8 protein-coding genes are annotated in these 10189 nt (G+C 62.1%); 4 read left to right on the forward strand and 4 right to left on the reverse strand.

The window, feature by feature from the left end:
• Window positions 1-12: 12 nt before the first annotated feature.
• Window positions 13-1230 carry an MFS transporter gene (locus N5D22_RS25125; protein WP_279658732.1) on the reverse strand — a complete coding sequence of 406 codons (1218 nt, stop codon included), beginning with the start codon at window positions 1228-1230 and terminating at the stop codon, window positions 13-15.
• Between the two features lie 181 nt (window positions 1231-1411).
• On the opposite strand from N5D22_RS25125, the gene N5D22_RS25130 reads away from it, so the two are divergent.
• Window positions 1412-2350 (forward strand): AraC family transcriptional regulator, encoded by a 939-nt coding sequence (locus N5D22_RS25130; RefSeq protein ID WP_279658733.1) that lies wholly within the window; start codon window positions 1412-1414, stop codon window positions 2348-2350.
• Window positions 2351-2359: 9 nt separating this feature from the next.
• Here the strand turns inward: N5D22_RS25130 and N5D22_RS25135 are convergent, their stop codons facing one another.
• Genes N5D22_RS25135 through N5D22_RS25145 form a run of 3 tightly spaced genes read right to left on the reverse strand, consistent with a single transcriptional unit; the run spans window position 2360 to window position 7831 of the window.
• Window positions 2360-5638, reverse strand: a complete 3279-nt coding sequence (locus N5D22_RS25135) for an error-prone DNA polymerase (RefSeq protein ID WP_279658734.1) — start codon at window positions 5636-5638, stop codon at window positions 2360-2362.
• On the reverse strand, window positions 5635-7152 hold the full coding sequence (locus N5D22_RS25140) for a DNA polymerase Y family protein (protein WP_279658735.1): 1518 nt from the start codon (window positions 7150-7152) through the stop codon (window positions 5635-5637). The genes N5D22_RS25135 and N5D22_RS25140 overlap by 4 nt, the downstream gene beginning before the upstream one ends.
• Window positions 7067-7831, reverse strand: a complete 765-nt coding sequence (locus N5D22_RS25145; RefSeq protein WP_279658736.1) for an ImuA family protein — start codon at window positions 7829-7831, stop codon at window positions 7067-7069. The genes N5D22_RS25140 and N5D22_RS25145 overlap by 86 nt, the downstream gene beginning before the upstream one ends.
• A 228-nt stretch (window positions 7832-8059) precedes the next feature.
• Between N5D22_RS25145 and N5D22_RS25150 the strand changes: the two genes are divergently transcribed.
• From N5D22_RS25150 to N5D22_RS25160, 3 genes are all read left to right on the forward strand, one after another.
• Window positions 8060-8413, forward strand: coding sequence for a DUF1304 domain-containing protein (locus N5D22_RS25150; RefSeq protein ID WP_279658737.1), 354 nt, complete (start codon window positions 8060-8062; stop codon window positions 8411-8413).
• A gap of 4 nt (window positions 8414-8417) precedes the next feature.
• Window positions 8418-9704, forward strand: coding sequence for a glycerate kinase (locus N5D22_RS25155; RefSeq protein WP_279658738.1), 1287 nt, complete (start codon window positions 8418-8420; stop codon window positions 9702-9704).
• A 118-nt stretch (window positions 9705-9822) separates the two neighbouring features.
• Window positions 9823-10071, forward strand: a complete 249-nt coding sequence (locus tag N5D22_RS25160; RefSeq protein ID WP_279658739.1) for a hypothetical protein — start codon at window positions 9823-9825, stop codon at window positions 10069-10071.
• Window positions 10072-10189: the final 118 nt, after the last annotated feature.

The raw sequence follows: 10189 nt of genomic DNA on the forward strand, positions 1-10189 counted from the left end.
TTCTTCGACCAATTACCCCTGCGATGCCTCGACCTGCGGCACCACGCCACGGCGCGACGCCATCAGCGATGCGCCGAGAAGGGCGGCGATCGCCACGAAGACGAAGACCATCGTCGCCCCCTGTAGGTCAATCAGCAGGCCGCCCAGAACCGCACCGCTGGAAATGGCGATCTGGAACGTGGTGAGCAGCAGCGCACCGGCGCTTTCCGCCTCATCGGAAGCGGCCCGCGTGATGAAACTCTGCACACTGACCGGGAGCGCACCGAAGGCAAAACCCCAGGAGGCGATGGCAAGGCCGGCAACGAGGGGCGACGCACCCGCGACGACCAGAACGGAGGCTGATGCCGCGATGAGAGTCGCGGCGAACGTCACGGCCCATGCCGTGTTTTTCTCGGAGAGAAAACCGCCAAAGAGATTGCCGAAAAAGCCGCCGACACCATAGACCAGAAGGACGAGCGAAATCGCCTCGACGCCAAGAAGCGTCACATCTTCCAGGAACGGACGGACATAGGTGAAACCGGCAAAGTGACCCGCAACGATGAATAGCGTCGTCAGAAGGCCGATCCGCACCTGCGGCCGCTGCAACAGCCGGAACATGGTGGAAAGACCGGGAGCACCCGCCGGCGGCAGTGAGGGAACGGTGAGCAATTGCACGAGAAGTGCGATGACACCGAGCGCACCCGCAACGACGAAGGCCGACCGCCAGCCAAGCGTCGCGCCGATCCACGCACCCACCGGTGCGGCACAGACGGTGGCGACCGAGACCCCTGTCAGGATGATGGCCATGGCGCGCGGCATCTTCTCAAGCGGCACGAGCCTCAGCGCCAGCGCCGCTGACATGGCCCAGAAACCGCCAAGGCCGATGCCGAGCAGGACGCGTGAGGCAAACAGCATGAAAAGACCGTTGGCGAAGGCGGCCAGCGTGCTGGAAATGATCAGCAGCGTAGTCAGCCCGAGCAATGTCCAGCGGCGGTCGATACTGCGTGTGCCGATGACGACGCCGGGGCCGGCCACCGCCGCGACCAGCGCCGTGACGGTGATGGATTGGCCGGCAATGCCGGAGCTGACAGCGAGATCGGCCGAAAGCGGCGTCAGAAGACTGACGGGCAGGAACTCCGCCGTTACCAGCCCGAAGACACCGAGAGAAAGCGAAACCACGGCGGCCCATTTCGCATCCGGCTCTGTCTTGTGCGGCACATATTCAAGTTCGTTTATGGTCCGGTTGTTCATGAAAATCTCCTGATACGCATTCCCGGAATGCGTCCTGAAACGGAAAGGCAAAGTGCTGAGCCGGTGGGAGCCCGGTTCAGCAACCGCAAATCGATGCAGGTAAGCTATGCGTGACAACCCGGCGTTTCCATGCTAGAAAATCCGTATTCCTTAACTAAAACTCCGAATTTGCGAGAACGCCATGAATGATGCCCTGACCGAAATGTTGCGTGGCCTGAGGCTCGATGGTGTCGAATACGGCCGCTGCCGCATGGCCACACCCTGGGCGACGGCCTTTCCCGAGCAGGAGGCCGCACGGTTTCATTTCATCGGCGTCGGCCAGGCGAAATTGCGCAAACCTTCCGGGGAATGGCTGACGCTGACCTGTGGCGACGCCGTGCTTCTGCCGCGCGGGCACGCCCATGTGCTGGGCAGCGGCGAGGATGTGAAGCCCGCCCTCTTCGACCGCTTCGGCAAGAAGGAAGTCTGCCAGGGCATCTTCGACATGGAATGTGCGAGCGCCGGCGGCGATACCGTCGCCTTCACCGCCTCGATGCGTTTCAACATGGACAATCTGCACCCGCTGCTGCAGCTGATGCCGGATGTGATGCTGACCAGCGATCTGGCCAAAAGCGACCCGGCTATCCCCCATCTGCTGGAAGCCATGACGCGCGAGGTGGAACTGAACCGCGTGGGCGCGGGCGGCATTCTGGCACGGCTTGCCGATGTGCTGACCGCGACATTGATCCGTACATGGGTGGAATATGGCTGCGGCGATTCCAGCGGCTGGCTGGCCGCCGTGCGCAATCCCGAACTCGGGCGGGTGCTGGCCGCCATCCACCTCAACCCCGAAAAGGACTGGAGCGTGGAGGAGCTTGCCTCGCTGATGGGCGCATCCCGCTCCAGTTTCGCGGAACGTTTCACGCGCGTGGTGGGCGAAAGCCCGGCCCGTTATGTGGTGCGGGTGCGCATGCATCAGGCGCGGCTGTGGCTGCGCGAAGGCATGCGTGTGACGCTGGCGGCGGAAAAGCTCGGTTACGATTCCGAGGCTTCCTTCAGCCGCGCCTTCAAACGGGTGATCGGCGCGCCACCCAGCCAGTTCCGCAGGAAGGATACGGCCGGGCTGGAGGATGCGGCATAGGAATGGATCTCAGTGGAAATTGCGGGAAATGACCTTTATCCGTTCCACCTCATCTTCATCATGGACGGCGGGCGGCGGGTGTTTCCTGATGGCGCGATGATCTTCCGGCGGAATACCATGGTGAAACTCATCGCCACGCCCGTGCGGCAGAGGAAAGACACGGTTGCGCTCACCCACGCTTGCCAGCGCCTCTGACAGATCGGTCAACCGGTGGGCGACCAGATGCACCACCTCGCCTTCCCGCTGGATCTTGCCATAAATGCCGACCATGCCGGCAGACAGCACCACGCGCCGGTATTTTTCGAATGTTTTCACCCATAGCACCGCATTGGCGATACCCGTCTCATCCTCCAGCGTCATGAAAATCACCCCCTTGGCCGAGCCGGGGCGCTGACGCACCAGCACCAGACCCGCCGTTTCCAGCCATGTGCCATCCCGCACACGCACCGCCTCAGCACAGGTGACAATGCGGCGGCGGGAAAGATCACGCCGCAGGAAGGTCATCGGATGTTCGCGCAGCGTCAGCCCCACATGGCCGTAATCCTGCACCACCTCACCACCGTCAGTCATGGGCCGGAGCGCGACGGCGGGTTCCTGAAGCTCATCCACCACGGCGTTTTCCCGGCTGGCGGCGGCGGCGAAAAGCGGCAGCGGCTCATCCCGCAAGGCCTTGATGGCCCAGAGCGCCTCGCGTCTGGCAAGGCGAAGCGACGGTAGAAAGGCATCGGCTTCGGCCAGACAGACGAGGGCTGCGGCGGGAACGCCCGCCCTTCGCCAGAGATCATCCACCGAGGCAAACGCCCGGTCCTGCCGGCCGGCAACGATATCGGCAGCATGATTGTTGGAAAGCCCCTTCACCAGACGCATACCGAGCCGCACGGCATAACGTTCCCCTCCCTTCGCATCCTTTTCACCCGTCGGTTCTAGCGTGCAATCGAAGCGGCTGTTATTGACGCAGACCGGGCGCACCTCCACGCCATGGTCACGCGCATCACGCACGATCTGCGCCGGGGCGTAAAACCCCATGGGCTGCGAGTTGAGAATGGCCGTACAGAAAATATCGGGATGATGGCACTTCAGCCATGAGGAGGCATAGGCGATCAGCGCGAAGGAGGCCGCATGGCTTTCGGGGAAACCATAGCTGCCGAAACCTTCGAGCTGTTTGAAGATACGTTCGGCGAATTCTTGCTCATAACCGCGCTCCACCATGCCCGTGACGAGCTTTTCCCTGAATTTGGAAATGGTGCCGACATTCTTGAAAGTCGCCATGGCACGGCGCAGCTGGTCAGCCTCATCCGCGGTGAAGCCGGCGCAATCCATGGCGATCCGCATCGCCTGCTCCTGAAACAGCGGAACACCCATCGTCTTTCCCAAGACACTTTCAAGTTCTTTTTTCGGAAAAAGCACTGGCTCCTTTCCCTGTCGGCGGCGTAGATAGGGATGGACCATATCCCCCTGAATGGGGCCGGGGCGAACGATGGCGACCTGAATGACGAGGTCGTAAAACTCCTTCGGCCTCAGGCGCGGCAGCATCGACATCTGCGCCCGGCTTTCAATCTGGAACGTGCCGAGCGTATCGGCCTTCTGGATCATGGCATAGGTGGGTTTGTCATCCGGCGGCATGGCGGCGAGATCGTATTTCTCTCCCGTGCGTGCCTCCAGCATGTCGAAGCCGCGCTTCATGCAGGAGAGCATGCCAAGTGCCAGGCAATCCATCTTCATGAACTTCACGACATCGATATCGTCCTTGTCCCATTCGATGATCTGGCGGTCGTCCATGGCGGCGGGTTCGATCGGCACCAGTTCGTCCAGCCGGTCATGGGTCAAGACGAAACCACCCGGGTGCTGGCTGTGATGACGCGGTGTGCCGACAAGCTGATTGGCAAGCTCGAAAGCGAGCTTCAGGCGGCGATCCTCCATATTGAGGTTAAGTTCCTTCACCTGCTTTTCATCCACTCCCTCGCTCCAGCGCCAGACCTGCGAGGACAGAAGCTTCGTCAGATCCTCCGGCAAGCCCAGAACCTTGCCGACATCGCGTAAAGCCCCGCGTCCGCGATAACGGGTAACAACGGAGCAGAGCGCCGCCTTGTCACGGCCGTAGGTGTCATAGACCCACTGGATGACCTCCTCGCGCCGCTGGTGCTCAAAATCCACGTCGATGTCAGGCGGTTCGCCCCGGTTTTCGGAAACGAAACGTTCAAAGACGAGATTGCTGAAAAGGGCGGGATCGATGGCGGTGATGCCAAGCACAAAACAGATGACCGAATTGGCCGCCGAACCACGTCCCTGACATAGAATGTCTTTTGAACGCGCATAACGGACGATGGCATTCACGGTCAGGAAATAGGAGGCATATTGTAACCTGCCGACAACCGCCAGTTCGTGATGCAGCGCCTTTTCTACCTTCTCCGGCAAACCCTTCGGATAACGCCCCGGCACCGCTTCCCAGACCATCTTTTCCAGCGCCTGCTGCGCCGTCAGCCCCGGCAGGCTGCGCTCCTCGGGATATTGATAGACCAGTTCCTTCAGCGAAAATTTGCAGCGCATCGCGATTTCAAGACTGCGGGAGAGCGCTTCGGGGTAACGGGCAAACAGCCGGTGCATTTCCTCCGGCGGCTTCATATAGCGGTCGGCGTGGCGTTCGCGCCGGAAACCCGCCTCGTCGATGGTGCAATTGTGTCGGATGCAGGTGACGACATCCTGCAGCATGCGCCGCTCGGGCACATGAAACAGCACGTCATTGGTCACCACGGTCGGCACACCAGCCGCTTCCGCCATGTTCGACAGTTCGAAAAGCCGCATCTGGTCGTTGGGCCGCCTTCGGAGGCTGAGCGCCATATAGGCCCGGTCCGCAAAGGCTGTCTTCAGCCGGCGCAGCCGAAGCGCGCAGAGATCGTCGGCCAGGTCGGCAAGCAGCACCACGATCAGGCCTTCGCCATAGGTGACGAGGTCATCCCATGTCATCAGGCATTTGCCCTTGCCGCCTCTTTTCTTGCCAACGGAAAGCAGCCGGCACAGCCGTCCGTAAGCCGGGCGATCCATGGGATAGGTTAGCACGGAGATATCATCATCCAGATCGAGCCGGCAGCCGATGATGAGGCGGATGCCATGATTATTGGCGGCTTCATAAGCGCGGGGAATGCCCGCAAGGCTGTTGCGATCCACGATGCCGAGCGTCTCTATGCCGAGATTTTTGGCCTGTTCGAACAGCTCCTCACAGGAGCTTGCACCGCGCAGGAAGGAGAAATGGGTGGTCACCTGCAACTCGGCATAAAGCGGCGTGTTCATGCGAAAACCCCGTGGATGAACCAGCCTTGCGAGCCCGTTTCCGCATGTTCGCCGTCACCGGAGCGGAAAATCCAGAAGCGCTCGCCGCTTTCATTTTCCACCGTGAAATAATCGCGCACGGCTTCCTTTTCCCGGTCGCGTTTCCACCATTCGCCGAACACCCGCTCCGGCCCGTCGGCGCGCCGTACATTGTGGCGCACGCCTTTCCAGAGGAAATAACGCGGCGGATGGTCCGGCAGCAGCGCCAGCGTCTCGATGGGTTCCGGCCTTGCAAAAAGTCTGACCGGGCGCGGCCAGTGGCCGGGCCAGCCGAGCCTATCCTCAGGCGCAAGCGCCGCAACGGGGACAACGGAGCGTTCCGGCACGTCGCTTGCCACCGCCGCATAACGATAGACCCTGTGGCCGCGATTGAGGATGACATCGACCGTATCGGCGATGTCCGCACGTCCCTCCTCCAGAAGCGAGGAACGGGCCTGCGCGGCGACAAGCGGTTCGGCATGGGTGACGGTCAGCACCATCATCTCGATGCCGAAACCGGGATCGATGGTGTCGATCCGGTCGGTCAGAAGCCGGACAAGCTGCCTGACATCGCGCACGGGTCTGGAGGTGCCGGCCCGCACCGCCTGCAGGCCGCTATCCACCCGATGCAGCACCAGATCGACACGACGGGCGCCGAGGCCGCGCTTTTCCAGCGCGACACAAAGCTCCGCAACCAGCTTCTGCGTATAACGGGCAATCGTCTCCGCCGCCGCAATGGGTTCGGGAAAGGCGCGGCGCACCTCCACCAGCTCGGCCACGCGCACCGGCTCTATGGGTTCGCCGATCTCCCCGAAAGCCTGGGAAAGACGGCGCACGAGTTCGGGGCCGAAACGCAGGGTCAGCGGCGCACGCGGGGCATCGGCCAGCTCACCGATGCTGCGGAAACCGAGCACCTTCAGCCCGGAAACAATACGCTCTTCCAGCCTCAACGCGGCAAGCGGCAAGCCGCCGATCGCCACCCGCTGCCCGCCCGGCGGCACGATGCCGATCTCCTCGCGGCCAAAGCGGGCCAGCGCATGAGCCGCGCCCCAGCTATCGGCAATGGCGGCGCGGGCGGCAAAGCCTGCGGCATGCAGGCGGTTGACCATGCCGCTCAGCATCAGCGCCTCATTACCGTGCAGATGGTCCGCACCCGCCGTATCCAGCACCAGCCCATCAGGCGCATCGGCAGCGACGATGGGGGCGTAGATGCGCAGGAAATGAAAAGCCAGCTGTTGCAGGGCGTGGGCATCACCAGCTGCGTCCATATCTTCCACGATAAGGCCCGGCACCAGCGCCTGCGCCTTGCTGACCGGCGTGCCGGGCCGGATGCCCGCCGCCTTTGCCGCCTTGTCGAGCGCCAGCACCAGCCGGCGGCTGCCCTGGCGGCCGATCATGACCAGCGGCTTTTCAACCGGCGGCGCGTCCTTGCCCGAAAGACGCCGGAAACGATCCGTCGACCATGTCGGCAGGTAAAGCGAGACGACCCTTTGCATCACAGGCTTCCACTTCAAATTCGGCACTTTCGCCGCCGCGACATCGCAAAAGTTCGAGAAACCAGCGCGGCCTGCCCACCCCCGGCATCGGCAAGGGCGAAGAAGGACGGACGGAGATGCGCCAGCGGGTCACCGCCGCCGTCGGCTCGCCGAACAGCGCCGCATCGGCGGCGCGACGGAAACGGCGGATGGCGATGCCGGTCACACCAGAGGTTTCCGCCGCCAGTTGCAGCCGCCGCGAGGCGTTCATCGGCAGTTTCGCCACTTCGCCCATCACCGCGCCGAAGCCGTTGCAGCGAAGGCCTTCCTCAAAACAGTCGAGCACGCCTTTTTCATCGCGGCATTCAACGATGATGACCCTGTTCTGCGACAGGCCGGCCTGCGTCAGCCCCGGCATGAACAGATCCCGCCGGGTGACGCACCATAAAACCTTGCCGGAAAGCCGTGCCGCCACACCGGCCGCAAAAAGGGCGGCCGCCGCGCCATCGGCAGCGCCATTGCCGCCGCCGCTCACCTCATGCAGGCAGCCGAGCTTCAGCCCGCCTCCCGGCAGGTGATGGTCGATGGCATCCACGCCGAAAGGCAAGGTCTCGTGCAGGCGCGGAGCGCCGTTACCGATCCTTTCCAGCCTTTCACGCAGCTCTTCGACAACGAGCAACTGATCCGCGCGCTTGTGCATGGCATGACAGGTTTCAATTCCGGTTATTCATCTTTATTGTTCTTGTTTTGTTCCTATTTCAGCAAAGAGTCAAGCAATAGGCTGCCGGTCTTCGGCAGTTTGCACGGGAAGAGAGGATTCTGGCCTTGCGGCCCCCTGCCCCGCCGTTAAAACGGAATCATCCGCTCGCCGCCTGTTTTAGCCTGACAGCCGCCGGCAACGGACATCATGGTTTGGAGGAAACCGCCGATGATCGCCAGCATTCTGATTGCCGTGGTTGCGGCCATCCATATTTACATCGTCATTCTGGAAATGCTGCTGTGGGAAAAAGCGGCCGGCCGCAAGGCCTTCGGTCTTTCGGCGGATTTCGCCCGGCAGACAAAGGTGCTTGCCGCCAATCAGGGCCTTTATAACGGTTTTCTCGCAGCGGGGCTGATCTATGGGCTGATGCAGGGCGATGAAGGGCTGAACTTCAAGGTTTTCTTCCTGACCTGCGTTCTGCTGGCTGGTATTTTCGGCGCCGTTACGGCCAATCTGAAAATCCTGTTCATTCAGGCATTGCCGGCATTGTTCGCGCTCGGCTTCCTCTGGATCGGAGTATGAACCGATGAACGCATGGAACGATCACAGCGCAAAAGACGCCCTCAACCGCATCTTCATGGCCGCAGTCGCCAGCGCCGATCCGGCAAAGGTACTGCAACACCACCTTCCCTCCCCGCCCAAAGGACGCTGCGTGGTGGTGGGCGCTGGCAAGGCTTCCGCCGCCATGGCCGCCGCGCTTGAAGCGGCATGGCCGCATGTCGATCTTTCCGGTGTGGTGGTGACGCGTTACGGTCATGCAGTCCCGACTGCGCGTATCGAAATCATCGAGGCTTCCCATCCCGTGCCCGACGATAAGAGCGCGGAAGCGGCCAAACGCATTCTCGCCGCCGTTGAAGGCCTGACCGCCGACGACATGGTGATCGCGCTGATTTCCGGCGGCGGTTCGGCGCTGATGGTGGCCCCCGCCGAAGGCATGACGCTTGCGGACAAGATGGCCGTCAACCGTGCCCTTCTTACCAGCGGTGCGACGATTTCCGAAATGAACGCCGTGCGCAAACATCTCTCCCGCATCAAGGGCGGGCGGCTGGCGCTGGCTGCCAAACCGGCCAGGGTCGTTTCGCTGCTGATTTCGGATGTGCCGGGTGACGACCCGTCCGAAATCGCCTCCGGCCCGACGGTCGCCGATCCGAGCGATATTGAAACCGTGCGGGAAATCGTCTCCCGTTATGCGCTCGATCTTCCCGAAAACGTGCGCAGGGTGCTGGAAAAAGGCGAGGAAACCCCGAAGGCCGGCGATATCGAGGAAGATATCCGGCTCATCGCCGCCCCCTCGCTCGCCCTGCAGGCGGCAGCGGATGAGGCCGTGAAACTCGGGCTTACGCCGCTTATCCTCGGAGATTCACTGGAAGGCGAGTCAAAAGATGTCGGCGCTGTCATGGCCGGCATCGCGCTTTCCGCCAGCCGCAAGGGCCTGCCGATCAAAGGCCCGGCCGTACTGCTTTCCGGCGGCGAAACCACGGTCACGCTGAACAGGGGCGTTGGCGGCAAGGGACCGGCCGGCAAGGGCGGCCGCAATACGGAATTCCTGCTGAGCCTTGCGTTGACGCTTAAGGGTGCGGACGGCATCTGGGCCATTGCCGGCGATAGCGACGGCATAGACGGCGTGGAGGATGCGGCGGGTGCGGTGGTGACGCCGGACACACTTGCCCGTATGCGCGAAGCCGGTGTCGATCCGCGTCAGTCGCTCGTGGGCCACGACAGCTACACCGCTTTCAAGGCAGCGGGAGACCTTGTCGTGACGGGGCCGACGCTGACGAATGTGAATGATATCCGCGCGATTTTGATCGGGTGATAGCGGGGGAGTTCGCAGGGATTACCGGCCTTCCGGCGTGGGCACTGTGGAGGGAAGACGTTTTGACTATGCCCTCGGACAGGAGTAATCTGGCGGGATATCCTTTGGAGCCTCAGCCATGCGACCTGGAGTGCTCATACTTGGCCTGATCATGGCCCTTATTCCGACTTTGGCGGATGCCCACAATTGCAAATGCCGAAATCGCGGCGTCATGTTCCAGCTCGGCCAGACATCCTGCCTGAAGGTCGATGGCGGCTCTTATCTCGCGCGCTGCGAGATGAAGCTCAACGTCTCGTCCTGGACCAAGCTTCAGGATGGTTGCCCCATAACGGAACGGGTGCAGCAGCAGTCGACACGCGTTAATTGATAACGTCGTCAGATGGCAGACCAAGCTCTACATCCCGGCCACCCTACAGCCGTCAACTTCTGCCGTTAACCGATAGTCCTGAGCCCAAAGAGCTGCGCGATGACGCAAGCGCGTGCCG

The sequence above is a fragment of the Agrobacterium sp. GD03872 genome (assembly GCF_029840625.1).
Lineage (GTDB): Bacteria > Pseudomonadota > Alphaproteobacteria > Rhizobiales > Rhizobiaceae > Agrobacterium > Agrobacterium fabrum_A.